Origin of the sequence: Flavobacterium tructae (assembly GCF_001853485.1) — a bacterium.
In the GTDB taxonomy this organism is placed as follows: Bacteria; Bacteroidota; Bacteroidia; order Flavobacteriales; family Flavobacteriaceae; genus Flavobacterium; species Flavobacterium tructae.
In genome coordinates, this window is record NZ_MIKE01000025.1 from 259,761 (window position 1) to 276,624 (window position 16,864).

General features: G+C 36.3%; 11 protein-coding genes. 2 read left to right on the forward strand and 9 right to left on the reverse strand.

The annotated features are described in order from the left end of the window. Positions 1-233: 233 nt before the first annotated feature. The 7 genes from BHE19_RS17205 to BHE19_RS17235 form a co-directional block, all read right to left on the reverse strand. On the reverse strand, positions 234-1,985 hold the full coding sequence (locus tag BHE19_RS17205; RefSeq protein ID WP_070908131.1) for an alkaline phosphatase D family protein: 1,752 nt from the start codon (positions 1,983-1,985) through the stop codon (positions 234-236). 233 nt (positions 1,986-2,218) lie between these two features. Continuing rightward, positions 2,219-2,626, reverse strand: a complete 408-nt coding sequence (locus BHE19_RS17210; RefSeq protein ID WP_083342575.1) for a hypothetical protein — start codon at positions 2,624-2,626, stop codon at positions 2,219-2,221. A 9-nt stretch (positions 2,627-2,635) separates the two neighbouring features. Next, the gene (locus BHE19_RS17215) at positions 2,636-3,064 is read right to left on the reverse strand and encodes a hypothetical protein (RefSeq protein WP_070908132.1); all 429 of its coding nucleotides are present in this window, start codon (positions 3,062-3,064) and stop codon (positions 2,636-2,638) included. 44 nt (positions 3,065-3,108) lie between these two features. Then, positions 3,109-3,807, reverse strand: coding sequence for a DUF1826 domain-containing protein (locus BHE19_RS17220; RefSeq protein ID WP_070908133.1), 699 nt, complete (start codon positions 3,805-3,807; stop codon positions 3,109-3,111). Between the two features lie 202 nt (positions 3,808-4,009). Beyond that, the gene (locus BHE19_RS17225) at positions 4,010-5,434 is read right to left on the reverse strand and encodes an amino acid permease (RefSeq protein ID WP_070908134.1); all 1,425 of its coding nucleotides are present in this window, start codon (positions 5,432-5,434) and stop codon (positions 4,010-4,012) included. A gap of 229 nt (positions 5,435-5,663) precedes the next feature. Next, the gene (locus BHE19_RS17230; protein WP_070908135.1) at positions 5,664-8,981 is read right to left on the reverse strand and encodes a TonB-dependent receptor; all 3,318 of its coding nucleotides are present in this window, start codon (positions 8,979-8,981) and stop codon (positions 5,664-5,666) included. Positions 8,982-9,257: 276 nt separating this feature from the next. Next, the gene (locus BHE19_RS17235; RefSeq protein WP_070908136.1) at positions 9,258-10,088 is read right to left on the reverse strand and encodes an SIR2 family NAD-dependent protein deacylase; all 831 of its coding nucleotides are present in this window, start codon (positions 10,086-10,088) and stop codon (positions 9,258-9,260) included. Between the two features lie 229 nt (positions 10,089-10,317). On the opposite strand from BHE19_RS17235, the gene BHE19_RS17240 reads away from it, so the two are divergent. Continuing rightward, positions 10,318-11,349 carry a hypothetical protein gene (locus tag BHE19_RS17240; protein ID WP_070908137.1) on the forward strand — a complete coding sequence of 344 codons (1,032 nt, stop codon included), beginning with the start codon at positions 10,318-10,320 and terminating at the stop codon, positions 11,347-11,349. A 28-nt stretch (positions 11,350-11,377) separates the two neighbouring features. Here the strand turns inward: BHE19_RS17240 and BHE19_RS17245 are convergent, their stop codons facing one another. After that, positions 11,378-12,733, reverse strand: a complete 1,356-nt coding sequence (locus BHE19_RS17245; protein ID WP_070908138.1) for an MBL fold metallo-hydrolase — start codon at positions 12,731-12,733, stop codon at positions 11,378-11,380. A gap of 1 nt (position 12,734) precedes the next feature. Next, the gene (locus BHE19_RS17250; protein ID WP_070908139.1) at positions 12,735-13,565 is read right to left on the reverse strand and encodes a restriction endonuclease; all 831 of its coding nucleotides are present in this window, start codon (positions 13,563-13,565) and stop codon (positions 12,735-12,737) included. A gap of 471 nt (positions 13,566-14,036) precedes the next feature. Between BHE19_RS17250 and BHE19_RS17255 the strand changes: the two genes are divergently transcribed. Then, on the forward strand, positions 14,037-16,859 hold the full coding sequence (locus BHE19_RS17255) for a TonB-dependent receptor (protein WP_070908140.1): 2,823 nt from the start codon (positions 14,037-14,039) through the stop codon (positions 16,857-16,859). The last annotated feature ends 5 nt before the right edge of the window (positions 16,860-16,864 follow it).

A 16,864-nucleotide genomic window follows, 5' to 3' on the forward strand; every position in this document is an offset into this window, starting at 1 on the left:
GTTACAGCAAAATAAAACCTCCTTCGCAGCCAAATATCATTTCTTATTTTGTAAACATTTAAATCGATAAAATAAAAAAACGGACCAAGATTACTCCTGTTCCGTTTTAATTCAATCTAGTTCAACAAAGATTGGTGATCTACATTGTCGAAATTAGCTTGCGATTTACTTCACCTATTCGCTATCGCTCGGGTTTCCCTTCGGCCGAAATGACAAACTGGAGAGCGTAAATTCTAGGCTATAGTATATTTCTTTTCTGTAACCGTATTGGTGGTTTCAGTGGTTACACTGTCTACAAATCGCCATTCGGCTTCAGAACCGGATGCTGTAAATTTAAGATAGGTGTATCCACGTTTGTACAAATTGGCATACTCTAAATCATCTATCAGAACTGTAAAGGCTTGTGCCAGTTCTATCGCTTTTGTAGGGTCTGAGGTAATTCCGAAATACGATTCTAATCCCGGCGATGAAACCGAACTGCATGCTATCTCGGTTCCTATTCGTTTCCCCTGCATATCTGTAAGTTTACCCATCCATGCATTGTGAGTATCTCCGGCCAAAACCACTACATTTTTACCCGAAAGCATCGCATACAACTGTTCTCTTTCGGCAAAATAGCCGTCCCAGGCATCCAGATTATAAGGTAAAGTTGTGGTAACTCTCGCAATTTCCTGAGCCGTTAAGGTAGGATCACCTTGTTTATGTCTCATTTTAATCACCACAAGTTGGGAGATTGTTGCCGTAAGCGCCTTCATAGTCGCCGGTGTTGCACTTCCTAATTTAGAGACTTCTCCTAAAATTTGGTTCAAAAGCATCAATAACTCTGCAGGAATCAGCATTTTGGTCATCAGGATTTGCTGGCCTAAAACTTTCCATTTAGCGGTATCTGCATTGATCTGCGATCCCAGCCATGCCATTTGTTCGCTTCCAATTAGTTTTCTGTTGGTACTTAACAGATCGGTTTTGAATTTTGTCTGGTCAAAATTTCCGCTATTATCGATATAATCACCATAACTCAGCTGCTTATCTCTCGCAATCACTCTGGTATCCATCATGTAAAGGGACAGAATAGTACCGAAATTGAAGCTTCTGTAAATTCTAAAATCTTTTCCTGTCTTAAGCGGAATGTACTCACTATAAGCCTGGAAAGCAGCCATTTTTCTCACCTGAAAATCTCCTTCGGAAGGCTGATGGTTCTCGGCACCGGATTTATAGGTATCGTTGGCAAATTCATGGTCGTCCCAAACGCATATAAATGGTTTTTTCTGATGCAGCAACTGAAGATTTTTATCTCCTCTATATTGTCTGTATCGTTCTCTGTAATCGCTAAGACTTGTAATCTCTCTGGTGGGTTTATGTTCTCTGCCCAGCGGGTTGGTAAAAGGATTTGTCCCGTACTGTCCCGGCGCGTATTCGTAAATATAATCTCCAAGATGCACCACTACATCGGCATCTGAAGACGCAATCGCTCCGTACACATTGAAAAGTCCGGCCGGAAAATTAGAACAGGAAACAACAGCCATTTTTACGTCATTTACACTGTCTGTTTTAGAGGGTAATGTGCGAGTTTCTCCCGTAACTGTAACTTGTTTGGTTTTGGCATTATAAAATCTATAATAATATTTTGTATTCGATGGAATATTCTGAACATCTACCGCTATTGTAAAATCATTTGTAGAAGATGCTGCTGCCTGCCCTTTTCTGGTTATTTCAGTAAACGAGGCATTCTTACTTATTTCCCAATTAATTTCGGCATCGGAGCCTGCTGAATATCTTGTCCAAATAATCACTCCGGTTTCAGTAGGGTCAAAACTGGCTACTCCTGTTTCAAACCCTTCGTTTTTCATTCCATCCGGAGCACCATCATGGTCTGGTTTATCATCGTTACTGCAGCTTTCAATCAATGGGGCGATGAAAACTCCTCCGGCAACCAATAAAGAATTTCTAAGAAACCTTCTTCTGCCTAAATCCTTGTTCTTTTCCATAAAAAAATTTTTATGTCAAAAAAACGATTTAATCTTAAGGCCAAAGTTATGGCATATTTAAAATTGTCTTACATTACTATTAAGAATTCATTTACTAAAATAAATTAAGAAGTAATATTGTATAGTTATTATTTAAGTAGCGAAGTCAAAGACATTTGCATAGCTTTCCAATTGAACTCTTCGGAGATTCGAAAACTCAATTTGCCGCGAATACTAGCAATTATCAACCACTTTTACTCATAAATTAATTTTTCTAAGTACTCGTCCATTTTACTTTTCCATTCTATATCTTGGTTTTCTTCCGAAATTTCAAACATTTTTAGAATCCCGTCGATCTCATTTTTTTTTCTTTTGAAATATTCAGTGGCAATTTCTATTTCGCTAAAGAATTCTGTGTGAACCATTAATCCATAAATTCCGAATGTAATAGCAAATGGAATATTTCCGGCGTTGGCTTCAATCGTTATTCTAGAACCATTTATATGTTCCTGATCATTTAAAATCTTACCTCCTTCAGAACCTTTCTTTCCAATTGAATTTCCGTTGTTGTATCTGACCCAATTTTCGGTTAATTCAATTTCGACATTTATAAATACTTCCGGTGTTGATTTTCTAAATATTCTTTTGATAAATTCTTTCACTTTAATTTTTTAAATATCTTTAAAAGTTACTTTTCCAAAATTTATTTTTTCCATCTCATACATAAAAGGCATATGCGAGCCGGCTGTCCATTCTCCATTTTTAAAAATAAAAGATAAATGTCTTCTCATAGAGTTTTCGGGAGCAAAAACTTGAAGATTATCCCCTTCACCAGGTTGATAATCGAAATCAAAACAGTTATTAGTATTAAGTACCATAAGCATTCTCTCGTTTGTCAAATCTTCGGTTAAAACTTCCTCCGGCCTGTACCCCATTCCGTCCATTGTCGTTTTACTGTAGCCCATGCATTTTTCTAACGTCCAGGTAAAGTCGACACGTCTTTTCTTTCTGTTTTTTCGGGAATTCTTGTGGTGAATAATGGTATCCATTCCATTTGGAACACAGGTACAAAGTTTAATTTCTTTTCCGTTTACGCACATATATTTTGAGACTAGAAATGGTTATTCAAATGCAATTATTTCCTTTAACAAATCAACAACAATCGGTACTCCCCATCGTTTTCTATTGGAGCTCTGTGAATACATGGTAATACTTGTTGTTTGGGATGGTCTACAGCCAGACGCCAAAGATGCCCTAAGCCTAAATTGATAGGTGCTGCATTGGGATGTAACTGATAATGCAAATCGAAATAATTTTCTTCTAGAAAACTTTCGAATTCTTCCGGCGGTCCATCGTACAGCTCTTGTAACTTTGCACGGATTTCCGGAATTAGAATTTTTTGTTCTGCCTGCGAATTAGAAACAATATCACTTGCTGCTCCGTGGTAGGTACATAAAAAAGTATCGGTCGTAATGGGCGAACGATCTACATGAAACGAATACACATCTGTAGAGATGAAATCAAATTCGTCATCACGTTCGTAACACTTTAGTAAATTAAGTGAGGGCGAAGCTCCAAAATCAGTTAATAATTGTAAATCGTTTAAGATAACTTCTCTGGCTATACTCCCCTTTTCGCTGAGTTCGAGTGCGATTAGATCTTCGGGATAAACTACTGTGATATTTTCTTCTAAAGATAATTTAGCTACAATTTCGTTAAAATCGCCGTCCAAATTTCTGTACCAGCACTGTGCGTTCCTTTCTCCTTTGAAATGAGTCTGTACCAGTTCAGAGAAAGTAGCGACTACTCCAATTTGATTGTTGTTCAAAAATGTGTTACTCATCTATTGCAAAATACTCTATTTAAACCCATAGAAACATAGTTTTGTTACCGCGCTAAGGCATTTCAATTGCACAAATAAACATAGCAAACCCTATGCTTTTTAACTAAGTGAAACGTCTTTCGAGAAGTCAGAGTCTATGTTTCTATGTGTTTAAAAATTATTATACTCAACGGATAATAGCAGACTAATCTGTAAAAGTTGCTTATTTTTTTGTTTTATAAACTTTGTAAAATATAAAAAGAATACCCAGCCAAATAGGAATTAATTCTACGGATAACTTCATATCGGTCATCCACATGATGGTTAAAATTCCCAACAAAAATACCAAACAGATATAATTACTTACCGGATAAAATATCGATGGAAACATCGTTTTAGTGCTTTCCTGCTCTTTTGTACGTCGAAATCTTAGATGTGTATACGAAATCATTCCCCAGTTGATAATTAAAGAAGACACCACTAAAGACATTAAAATGCTAAAAGCTTCTTCTGGAATTACTTTATTGATTAAAATACAGATCGCTGCAAAACAGGAAGAAATTAGTATCGCATTAATAGGCACTGATTTATTGTTTAACTTCTTTAAAAACTTAGGTGCATTACCCTGATCTGCTAAACCATATAACATACGTGAGTTACTGTATACACTACTATTGTATACTGATAAAGCTGCGGTTAAAACAATTAAATTAAGCACGTTGGCGATCAGGCGGGTAAAGTATATTTTAGTACCAAACAACTCAAACTCCATTCCGTTTAAATTTTGAAAAACCATTACAAACGGACTACTGTCTGTCGTTATTTGTCGCCAGGGAGACAAAGCAAATAAAATAACCAATGCTCCTACATAAAAGATAAGGATTCTATAGATCACCTGATTGGTTGCTTTTGGAATGTTTTTCTCCGGATTTTCTGCTTCAGCAGCGGTAATTCCAATTAGTTCTAAACCTCCAAAAGAGAACATAATCAGTGCCATTGCAGATAACAAGCCCTGAAAACTACCCGATGCCGTTTTTTCAAAGAACCCTTTTGGAAAAAAACCTCCATCGTTGTATAAATTATGAATGGTAGCTTGCTCTCCTCCTGTACCACTTATCAGCAGGTAAGTACCAAAAAGGATCATGGCAATAATGGCAACTACTTTTATGATTGAAAACCAAAATTCGGTTTCTCCGTACACTTTTACCGAAGCGAAATTTAAAGCATTTATAACGAGGAAGAAAAACAAACTGGATGCCCACAGCGGAATTTCGGGCCACCAAAACTGTACATAAACCCCAATGGCTGTAAGTTCGGCCATACTCACCAGAATGTATAAAATCCAATAGTTCCAACCAGATGCAAAACCCGCAAAAGAGCCACAATATTTATAAGCAAAGTGACTAAAGCTTCCTGAAACAGGCTCTTCGACAACCATTTCGCCCAATTGTCTCATAATAAAAAAGGCAATGATACCGGCAACTGCATAACCCAGAATAACAGATGGTCCTGCTAATACAGCTGCTGGGCCAATACCAAGAAAAAGACCGGTTCCTATTGATCCTCCTAAAGCAATTAATTGAATGTGACGGTTGGTCAGCCCACGTTTAAGCTGATTCTCTTCTACGACTTCCTGATTATTTTTCACAAATTAGATTTTTAAATGAGTTGACAGCGAAGATAAGTTAAAAAAGGAATCGTACAAAGTATGTTCTGCACTAAAACTTTTATGAGATCGACCTACGTTTGAGAGCTTTCTGAAAGCATGCCAATGACAACCCCGAATTCTAATTTTTAATGCAAAAATTAAAAAGAAAAACGGCATTGAATTTTGTTTCAATGCCGTTTTTAAAATTTATTTAAAAGAAATTCTCAGGTTATTTTCCAAAAATATATCGAATTGAAAATTGAGCCTGCCAAACATCAAATGCTGATGCATTTTTCTGGAATGTATCTTTAATTAAATATCGGTTTCCATCAGGATCTGTTTGCGTAGCCAGGGTATAAACCGGAACATTTCCTGCGGTTGTAGAAGAGTAAGCCAATACATTAGGATTAGTAGCTCTTTGTGTCACTCCCCAGTTTTTGTTGATCATGTTTGTAAAATTCAGAATGTCTGCTCTAAATTGGAAAGAGTTCTTTTTACCTGCGATTTTGATATAAACGTCTTGCGAAATAGACAAATCTAATCGGTGCAACATTGGCAGGATAGCAGCATTTCTTTCTGCATACTGACCTCTTCTAGTACGAAGATATTTGTCCTGATCAATGTAGGCATCAAATGCCGTTCTTTGTTCTGCCTCTGTATAAGTTCTGGTTGTTGTAACGCCATTTACAGTACTTGATACTGCCAAAGGAGCAAAACTAAGTTGAGATGCACTGTTTGGTACGTATAACAGATCGTTTCCGTTTACTCTGTCTCCATTCATATCACCACTATAAGCATAAGTAAATGGATTCGCTGTTTCTCCGATATACCCCAGATTGATGGAAGTAGCACCGCCCAAACCTTTTCCGTATTCAATTCTGTATCCCAGAACACCAACTAAACGGTGTGGTGTGTTATTATTGGATAAGGATACGTCTAAATCATTATTTCCGTTTACAGACCTGGCACTTGTCCATGATCCTGAAGCAATAGATCCCGGAGAAATTAAATCGGCAGCTTGAGAATGTGTGTAGGCGAAAGATCCCCAAAGTCCTTTCTGGTATGGGTACTCTAGTTTGAAGGTAGTAGAATAAAAATATCCTTTATCAGAATTGGTTAAAACAATCCCATTTGAAACATTATCATTTATTCTCGTTCCGTTATCATTTCTTGAATATCTTGGACGGTTATCTGCTCCTGTAAAAGTTCCGACTGGTGCGTCAAAATTTGCATTATAATAATTGATTGCATTGATATTTTTTTGGATTACTCCTTCAATCGTCCCTACAAATCCAAATGGAAGTTTTTGGTCGACTGCCATCGTAGTTTTCCATACTTGCGGATATTTGAACTTTTTATCTGTAAAGGCTAAATCAAAAGTGGAAGGAAGCGTTGGAGTTGACGGGGTAAAATATTGTGCAGGTCTTGGTGTAAAACCATAACCTCCAGTGGCTAAAGCTGCACCACTTGCATCGATAAAACCTGTAAGCACACCATTATTTCCAATTTGGTTTGACAAATATACGGCAGGAGCTCTTCCGGTAAATACTCCTGAACCTCCTCTTACTATGGTTGAAGCGTCTCCATTAAAATCTAAATTGAAACCTACTCTTGGTTCAAATAAATATTGTGCATCGGGCATTTCTCCTGTATTGAATTTTTCTCCGTTTGCAAAAGTCATCGCCGTTACTGTTGGATTCTCTAATGCAGTGTCGGCAAACCATACTCTGGACGCTCTAAGTCCTACTGACAATTTGAATCTCTCACTTAGTTTAATTTCGTCCTGAGCATATAAATCCAGTTTGTTTGTTTTCAGGACCTGTAAAGGTTCAACTGCACCCGGTAAAGCGGAGTATCTGTATTGAAAACGTGCAGGTGAAGTAGCCGTTGCGGTGGAAGGTGCTCCTCCATTTGCTGCTGATTGATCTGCTGCTGCGTAAAAATCTGCTAAAGAGTTGAATATATAAACACCATTTGATCCGGAAAAGAATAAATTGCTTGATTTGAAGTATTCAAAATTAGCTCCTAAAACAATTGAATGTTTACCAATAGTTTTGGTTAAGTTGTCTGTAAAATGCAGCGTTGAATAGCTAAGTTTGTTTCCTTGCGTAAATGGATCTAAACCTACAGATATATAATTTGCTGTACCCTTCTTGATATCAATTGTAGGGAACAATCCTCCTCCCTGAAGCCCTCTGTCTTCGATTTGTTTATCGTAACCAGCGATAAAATTGTTGTACCATGAATTGCCTAATTTACTGTTCAATTCCAATACAATAGATCTGGTATTGTCTAAGATTGTATAACCACTGTTCTTGAATGACATTGCTAAGGTACTTGTTCTTCTGTTTCCAAAACCTAATGAGTTAGAATTTGAAGTTAGCTCGTCTGACGATGAATCATGATGTACATAACGTGCCGTAAGCTTATGATTATCATTAATATTCCAGTCTATTCTCGCTAAGAATTTTTTAGATGTTTTGGTAGCATCATAGTTTTCCCACGGACCTGTTTCATAACCAAACTTATCTCTCATATAATTAGAAAGAGTCTGCATTTCCTGATAAGTCGGTTCTGATATCTGAGCCCCACCTTGTGGTGATCCTGTTGAAGTCCATGTTGTTGCCGGACTTGTATTTTCGATGGTTTCGAAGTTACCAAAGAAAAATAATTTGTCTTTAATAATGGGTGCTCCAATACGTGCTCCCCATATTTTTTCATCAAATTTTCCGGGTTTGATAGTCACATCTTTTCCGGGATGTGTTCCAATAAAACTGGATTTATTGCTTCTGAAAGAGTTATAAACCGATCCTTCGATTTCGTTTGTTCCACTTCTGGTTACAGCGTTAATTCCGGACCCAAGAAATCCCGACTGACGAATATCGTAAGGGGCAATATTAACCTGTAGCTGCTCTATAGCATCAAGTGAAATAGCTGTCGATCCTGTTCTTCCTCCCGCCTGAGATTCACTCCCAAGACCAAAACCATTATTAAATACAGATCCGTCAATAGTAAAATTATTCAATCTTGAATCCTGACCGCCAAAAGTACCATTAGCACCGGCGTTTGCATTGTATTTAGTGATAGAGTTTACAGAACGTGCTCCTAGTACGGGAACTGCTACAATTTCTCTGTTTGTAAATTGCTGTGACGCTCCTGTTTTTCCTTTGTTAAAATTTCCATTGGATTTTGTTGTCACTACGACTTCCTGTAAAGCGTTTGCTTCTTCGTCGATTTTAACGTTTACGGTTAGATTGTTTCCTAAACCAACATTAATATCTGTGATTTCAGTTGTTTTGTAACCTATGTAAGTTACCTTTAAAGTATATGGGCCTCCCGGTCTCAAACCCTGTGCTGCATATCCGCCATCAAACCCCGTTGTCGAATAGTATTTAGTTCCGGTAGGTTTGTGAATTATTTCCACAATAGCTCCCGGAAGGGGCTCTCCTTTGTTTGATCTAATCGTTCCAGACATTGCCGAACTTGTAACTTGAGCATGACCATAGGCCGATAGAAGAATAATCAAAATAAAAATAACTTTTCTCATTGTATTGTTCAATATTTAAGTTTTTAGGAGACAAAACTACAGCACCTAAAAGCAATAATATTAAAGTAATGTTAAATATACCGCGACTATGATTATTATACAGTTTCCCAGTTTTCTTCAAAGTAAAGAACTTGACGTTTATTCGTCCTAAGCTATGTTTAACGTGTTGAAAGGCATTTCTTTTATGCATAGGAATGCTGCCTTTTTAAGGTTAAAAAAGGCATTTCATAAATTACATTGCACACTGTGACGGATGTGGATGAAATATAAAATAATCTATTTCCCGATTACATTCTGCAATATCTCTCTTATTGTTTTTAAGGTCTCTGTAGAAGTTTCGCGAATAATTATTTTATTTTTCTTCTCTTTAATACGTTCCGTGAATAAATTATCCTCGGTATTAATATCAACTATTGTTCCTCCGTACTTCAAGGTAGTTTCTGCAATAGCCATCGGCAGATTTGTCGCTCCGGATGTTCCAACAATAAAGAGAATACCAGAATTCTTGGCAATTTTTAAGGAACTGTATTTTTTGTTTGTTTTTTCGTCGTAATACTCATCAAACCACAAAATATTGGGTCTCATCCAACTGCCGCATTGTTTGCATTTAAGCAATTCTATATCTTCTTTTGTCAAATCCTCGTCTATATCTTTTCCTTTGACTTCTATAGGCAATTTTTCTATTTCCTTACAGCCGTTCGAACATTTAATTTCTCTGGTTTTCCCATGTATTTCATAGATTCTTTCTGTACCGGCACGTCTGTGCAGGTTGTCTATATTTTGTGTTATCAAATGGAATCTGTCTTGCAGGAGGTTTTCAATTTTTACTATTTCATGGTGACTCTCATTGGTCTGAGCGTTTTCAAACATCTTTTTTCTAAACAGTGAATACTGCCAAACCTCTTCAGGATTTTCCTTGAAGTATTTAAAAGTTCCAAACTCTTCCGGTTTATGAAATTGAGTTCCTTTTACCCATATCCCGTCTGCTCCTCTATAAGTTGGTATTCCACTTTCGGCAGAAATTCCTGCACCTGTTAAAAATGTAAATCCATTTCTATTGCTTTTATGATAAACCTGACTTATGATTTCAGTAAGTTGTTCTTTCATTTTTTAATTCTTTCAATACTTATTTTATACTTATTTTACTTTCAAGTAATTATCAATTCTGTTGTCGCAATCTGTTTTTAAGTAAAACTAGCGAATTCCAAACACTTTAGAAAAAACTTAAAGTAACCGTTTTTAAATATTAGAAATCTATCAGAAAAGATTTTTTAACTTGTAAATTAAATTGACAAAATAAATTTTATCTTTCCTGTAAACTAAAACTTAAAATTAATTGAATACCATTAAGAGCAAACTGACTTTAATTCTTTTGTCTTTTGTCATTTTTTATTCTTGTAAGAAAGAGGATAAGAGTTCTGATAAAAGTAGTAACCTAAAGAATCTACAAACTGATATTAAGGACAATACTATTAAAGGAAGGAAAACCACAACTCTATTTTCCTTTAATACTACTGAGAATACGGAGATAGTAAAAATATCCGGGAGTGAAGTTAGCGAAGATGACAACTTTTTACTAGTTGGAGATAAAAACATACTGCTAGTTACAAAGTATAAAAAAAATAAGCCACAACAATTAATTCAAAGTGACACTTTATTAATAAGTGATTATAATCATGTTACTATAGACAGACAACTATTTTTAAGGAAAAAAATAAATAATGCAGATTATTTTCTATTTGCCTTAATGGAGTCTCCTTTGGGTAATGGAGATCATAGCTTATATTTGAGTTTTATAATGTTAAACTTAAATACTCTTAAGTATTATACCTTAAAATATGAAGGCGAACCTACTCTAAGATCTGATAATGCGGTTGATGGAAATTTTTTAGAAAATACAGAATTAGATCACAACACCGCGATCAAAAATGAACTATATCGCTTCGCAAATAAGAGTAAATGGATTTATAGTCCATCAGAAGAAGAAAAGGATATTAACTTTTATAAGAATTTTGAACAAAAATGGTACGAAGACAATTATACTGAAGATGGAAAATCATCTTATCCAGCTGTTGTGAAAAGTACTTATTATTCGGAGGATCTATTTCAATTTAACGGAAGAGGAAATGATGATGGAGCCATTGAAAATGCAGATTTTAAAATTGTTCCCTACTTTCGTCATAACCTCATTGGATATGATAAGAATAAAAGATTATACTTCCCAATTAAGGTCGAATCATGCGCTCACGGATGTGCTAAAACTATAGAATTTCTGTCTGAACATGAAATAGAAGTATCATACGAAATGAATGTACAACAGCCTGATACTATAGATCTGAATAAAATAATATTTACCAATAGGCCCTAGCTTTTTTTGAAGAAGTTACAAACCTATCCTAAATTTCCATTTCATTCCCCATTAACGGAACGGTACATTTAAAGTGGTACTGCTTCTGGATTTTAACACGCAATTCATCGGCAGGCAGGTTTTCACCGTGTACAAGAAAAACGCATTTCGGAGTGTTTTCGAGAGCAGAAAGCCAGTTTAACAGGTCTTTTTGATCTCCATGTGCGGAGAGCCCTTCAATCTGAAAGATTTTTGCTCTTACGGAATAATAGTTCCCATATATTTTGATTTCTTTGGCGCCTTCAAGCAATTTTCGTCCCCGGGTACCTTCTGCCTGATATCCCACAAAAATCACTGTAGTTTTTTCGAGACTTATATAATGTTCAAAATACGACAATACTCTTCCTCCTGTTGCCATACCACTAGCGGCGAGAACCACTTTAGGTTGAGGATTTTCTATAATCCGCATGGTTTCTTCGTACTTTGAAACTATCGTGAACATTTTAGACATTTCGTGGCAATCCTCGACGGAAAGTTTATGCCATTGCAGATTTTCTAAGAATACATGCAGTGCATTAGCCCCCATTGGAGTATCTAGTATATAGGGAACGTCCGGAATTCTTCCTTCTTTTTTGAGCTTCCACAATAAAAACATCACCGATTGTACCCGCTCGACAGCAAAACCGGGTATGATTACCGTCTCTTTTTTTGCTATGGCTGTATTTATAAGTGTTTCCAGTTCTTTCTTTACGTCCAACTCTGCATGTAGTTTGTTTCCGTAGGTACTTTCCAGAAAAATATAATCGGCCTTTACGGGTTTGGTTGGTGGAAACATCAATACATCATCATCACGTCCGATATCACCCGAAAATACTAACGTTTTACCTTCGGCATTTACTGTAATACTGCACGCTCCGATAATATGTCCCGCATTTTCAAAAACGGCAGTACTATCCTCTGCAATCTCTACTGTTGTATTTGGTGCTATTATTTTAAAAAACGGAGTAACAGCTTCTGCCTGTTCTACGGTATAAAGCGGTTCTGCCTGTTCATGTTTAGAGTATTCTTCTTTGTTGGCTCTTTCGGCTTCTTCTTCCTGAATTTTGGCACTGTCTAAAAGCACTAGTCTGGCTATAGCTTTGGTTGGCGCGGTACAGTATATTTTACCTTTAAAACCCTGTGCTACTAATCGAGGCAGCCAGCCGCAATGATCCAGATGACCGTGCGTAAGAAGCACAAAATCTATTGTGGAAGGTAAAACAGGTAACGGATCCCAGTTGAGTTCTCTCAATGCTTTTATACCCTGAAAAAGTCCGCAATCAATTAATATCCTGCTGTTTTCTGTTTCTATGAGTGTTTTTGAACCTGTAACGGTTCCTGCACCTCCTATAAATTTTACTTTCATCTTAGATAAGTTTACAGATTTGTGAAGCTTCGTGTACTATATTCTTGATTCGGTTTGGACTCAGCCCAATTTTTTTTAGTCCTTCCTGATCGTCAAGAAGGTCTTTTACCAGTATCTGATCGAGAAAAAGCAATTTTTCTTTTTCGACCATTGATAGTGTTGTCAGGCAGGTAATAGGATAAAGCGCTCCCCTATCAATTTTATTTTTAAGATTTTTATCTGGCGGATAATCCCAGCTTAAAAGAGAAATTCCGCTACAGTTGGCAAAATCCTGCGCGTCTTTGGTAAAACGATTGTTGGTTACTATGATACAGGATGTGAAAGTTTCATTATTAGAAAAAATAATATGTCGTTTTTCTCTTAAATCATTAAAACGAGAAAGAATATACATGGGGACTTTTACATCTGAAGCCCCATCTTTGCTTCCGTGAAACTTGCATTCTATCATCGTTATCGCATCGTCTTTCATGATAGCAACGTCTACTTCATGCGAGACGCATTTACCCTGTAGCGTTAGATTTATTTTGGATTTAAACCCTTCTGCGGCATATAATCTTGCAATGAATTTCTCAAAATAGAAACCCGCAGGACCGAGCATCTGCAAAGCCTGTCTGATATTGTAACGGGCAGCATATCCATTTGCGGTTTTCTTTAAAATTGCAAATGCCATCTTATAGATTTCTTTGGTGGTAATACCATCATACATCTGCTTTTCGATCTGAACCATAGATTCTGTTATAACATCGGGAGCTGCTCCTGATTTTTTAAGGGAAAGCTTCAGTTTTTCTTTGTCGAAAGGAACTTTGTATCCTGAGTGCTTCGTGATTTTCATAACAGGTAATGAGTTTTAAGAACTGTTTTATTTGACTACAAAAGAACAGTAAGCAGTTAGCTGTGATTCAATTCTAACTTTTTGTATTGGCTTCTACCGCCAGTTTCCGGGGCAGGAAACCTCTATTTTGAGCATTATTTATTCATAATTCTTACGAAATACAGCTCTTGAAGATTTGGTCTTTTTAAACTAAACAACCCTTATTACTCACGTTTTTTCTGTTTATAAAATTCAACAAAAATCCTATAAAAAGTTGATTTACTAAACGATATAAAAAGTTGTTATAGTAACAAATTTCGGGAAATATTTTTGATAATCGGCATTTTCGCTCTGATTTTTAAATCGTGAGCAAACGTCATAAAAATATTTTTTATCAACAATTATTTTTATCCAGTCTAAATTAAGTTACATTTGCAACGATTAACCGCCTTTTTGTTATATAGCTTATTTAGCTAACAGATATTTAATACAATGACTTCTTTTAATAGCCTTATTACATTCCTGCTAAAAAGGATTGTATCCGTTCTGTTTTTATTATTCTCTCTTTTTTCTAACCTTAGTTTTTCTCAAAACATTGCTAAAATTACTCTTCAGATTACCGTTTACGATGCTGAAAGTAAAATTCCTTTGAAAGGTGTATTACTTTCTGCAGAAGGAATTAGCAAATACGAAGCGCATTCAGACGATTTGGGTAGCATAATTTTAAACTCCATTCAAAGTGGCCGTTACATACTTAAACTTTCACATTTAGGCTACGAAACGATCGAGCAAAATCTCGAGTTTAAAACGGGACAAAGTCTTTCTTTCGGATTAGTTTCGTCAAGTGTACAGTTAAACGAAGTAGTCATAACGGCTGTAGAATCTCGTGGTATGACCAGTACCTCTGTTATTGATAAAAAAGCCATGCAGCATTTACAGCCTTCAAGTTTCACCGATTTGCTGGAGTTACTTCCTGGCGGACGCTCAAAAGATCCTGTATTTAATGCTTCGAATCATATTAAATTAAGAGAGGTTGGAACAGCTGATTCTAATTATGATGTTTCTTCACTTGGAACTTCTTTTGTAATTGACGGGATTCCAATAAATACCGATGCAAATCTACAGTATACCACTGGACCCAATATGTCTATCACACCGGGTTCAGGATATGCCAATACACGCCGCAATACAACTTCTAAAGGAGTAGATATGCGCTCTATTTCGACAGATCAGATTGAAAGAGTCGAAATTGTGAGGGGGATTCCTTCCGTTGAATATGGTGATTTAACGAGCGGACTTATTAAAATTCAGCGAAAAAAAGGGCGTACCAATTGGGAATCCCGTTTTAAGGCTGATGAGTTTAGCAAATTGTATTATTTAGGAAAAGGTTTTGAATCTGAAGAAAAAAGATTGATTCTGAATGTAGGAATTGATTATTTAAATGCAAAATCAGATCCGCGCAACAGTTTTGAAAACTACAAAAGAATTACATCCTCTATACGGGCACAAAAAATTTGGGAAAATGATTCGCATCAGCTTCAATGGGATTCGAGTTTAGATTATAGCGGTTCTATAGACAATGAAAGAGCAGATCCGGATGTGGGTTATACCAAAATTGACCGATATGCTTCAAGCTATAATCGGTTTTCATGGGCAAACTCTTTTGATTTAAAGTTTAAAATGGCACCGTTTTTAAAAGCAATTCATTCGTCGGCAGCAATAAATCAGCAATTCGATAAAATTGAGCAAACCAAATGGGTTCAGGTCTCAAGTGCAACAGCTATTCCTAATACTACCGAACAAGGTGAATCTGACGGAATTTTTCTAACGCCACAGTACATTTCTAATCTTACTGTGGATGGAAAGCCTTTTGATGCCTTTTTTAAAACAATGGGAGATTTCGAAATTCATTTATTTGGAATAACACACGCTTTAAAAGCGGGTTCGGAATGGACATACTCAAAAAATAACGGAAAAGGACAGGTTTACGATACTACTCATCCCCCATCTCCTGAAATGTCTACACGTCCCAGATCTTATAAAGACATTCCGGCGAGTACTGATCTTTCTTTTTTTGTCGAAGATGCTCTATCCATTCCAATTGGTAAACACCAATTAAATCTCACAGGAGGTCTTCGGGCGATGTCGTTGTTGAATGTGCCATCGGCTTATAGCATTTCGGGAAAATACTATTTTGACCCCCGAATTAATACGCAATGGGTGTTTCCATCTTTTAAAATGGGGAAACATTTCCTAAAAACAGAACTTACGGCCGGTTTCGGACAGTATACCAAATTTCCAACACTGGCTCAGCTTTACCCGGATTTTATCTATAATGATCTGGTACAATTGAACTATTATCATAATACACCGGAGTACCGAAGAATTAATTTAATGACTTATAAAACATCTGCTGTAAATTACAATCTAACACCGGCTATAAATAAAAAATGGGAGGTCCGAGCGGATTTCTCTTATGACAATAATCGTTTTTCGGTTACTTTTTTCAATGAACGTATGGATTCCGGATTTAGAAATAATTCTCAATATCAGGCGCTATCGTATAAAAAGTATGACAACAATTCTATTGATCCTTTAACCTTAACCTCACAACCAGATTTAGCCGATATACGTTTTGTTAGAGACACACTATTAACGTCATACAACATCACTAATAACGGAAGTAAGCTGCTCAAAAGCGGGGTTGAATTTCAATTTTCCTCCAAACGTTTTACAGCAATTAATACCCGATTTACTCTAAATGGAGCCTGGTTTAAGACCACTTATACCAATAGCAGTCCGGTTTATAAAAGAGGACAGAAAGATATTATCATTGATGGGAAGAGGCTTCCTTATTTAGGACTGTATCAGTTTGATGATGGTTCTGAAAAACAGCAGTTCAATACCAATTTGATTGTAGATACCTACGTTCCTCCTCTTGGCTTAGAATTCTCGGGATCGTTTCAGTTTTTATGGTTTAGAAGTGATCAGTCGCTTCCTATGAACGGAACACCAATTGCTTATATTGATCCTTCTGGAAAACAGCATCCTTATCTCGAAAAAGACCTATCAAATCCTATTCTGCAATGGCTTGATATTAAATACAATGATGCTCTTTTTCAAAAAAAATCAATCCCGATGTCGATGAATATGAATCTGAAAGTATCTAAAGATTTTTACAAAAGATTTAGAATTTCCATGTTCGTTAACCGACTCTTCAGTTACTATCAAAACTATGAAATTAATGGTCAGAAGATCGAGCGACGCGGTCTTACTTCACCTTATTTCGGGATGGAATTAAACTTGAATTTTTAACTTTT

What these genes read in the sequence shown, in the direction of transcription:
- BHE19_RS17205 (WP_070908131.1), bottom strand. Translation starts at nt 1,985, where the DNA reads ATGGAAAAGAACAAGGATTTAGGCAGAAGAAGGTTTCTTAGAAATTCT.
- BHE19_RS17215 (WP_070908132.1), bottom strand. Translation starts at nt 3,064, where the DNA reads ATGTGCGTAAACGGAAAAGAAATTAAACTTTGTACCTGTGTTCCAAAT.
- BHE19_RS17220 (WP_070908133.1), bottom strand. Translation starts at nt 3,807, where the DNA reads ATGAGTAACACATTTTTGAACAACAATCAAATTGGAGTAGTCGCTACT.
- BHE19_RS17230 (WP_070908135.1), bottom strand. Translation starts at nt 8,981, where the DNA reads ATGAGAAAAGTTATTTTTATTTTGATTATTCTTCTATCGGCCTATGGT.
- BHE19_RS17235 (WP_070908136.1), bottom strand. Translation starts at nt 10,088, where the DNA reads ATGAAAGAACAACTTACTGAAATCATAAGTCAGGTTTATCATAAAAGC.
- BHE19_RS17245 (WP_070908138.1), bottom strand. Translation starts at nt 12,733, where the DNA reads ATGAAAGTAAAATTTATAGGAGGTGCAGGAACCGTTACAGGTTCAAAA.
- BHE19_RS17250 (WP_070908139.1), bottom strand. Translation starts at nt 13,565, where the DNA reads ATGAAAATCACGAAGCACTCAGGATACAAAGTTCCTTTCGACAAAGAA.
- BHE19_RS17255 (WP_070908140.1), top strand. Translation starts at nt 14,037, where the DNA reads ATGACTTCTTTTAATAGCCTTATTACATTCCTGCTAAAAAGGATTGTA.